Source organism: Rhizobium ecuadorense (genome assembly GCF_001187535.1).
GTDB lineage: Bacteria > Pseudomonadota > Alphaproteobacteria > Rhizobiales > Rhizobiaceae > Rhizobium > Rhizobium ecuadorense.
The window spans coordinates 1-221 of sequence record NZ_LFIO01001163.1 but is presented as its reverse complement, the minus strand read 5'-3'; the positions used below and the strand labels follow the sequence as shown (position 1 = coordinate 221).

The following is a 221-nucleotide window of genomic DNA, read 5'->3' as shown; positions in this document are numbered from 1 at the left end:
GCTCTACGGACTGCAGCAGTCGTAGCGCTCGGATTGGCGCCTCGGCCTTTATTTGAGGATCACCCTTGCCATCGCCGGAGGCGGTGATGGCGGGGGATACTACGCTGGCTTCAAGGCGAGTTGTCAGGTGCCGCTTCATCTGCCGCAGGCAGATCGCATTCGGGTGCGGCGATACGAATAGGACGTGTTCCAATCGGCGCGCCGGTCGCGCGGTCGATGGT

At 62.9% G+C, this 221-nt stretch carries 1 pseudogene; it reads right to left on the bottom strand.

The window, feature by feature from the left end:
* Nucleotides 1-110 precede the first annotated feature (110 nt).
* Nucleotides 111-221, bottom strand: a pseudogene (locus AF337_RS45605) (winged helix-turn-helix transcriptional regulator); the annotation flags it as partial.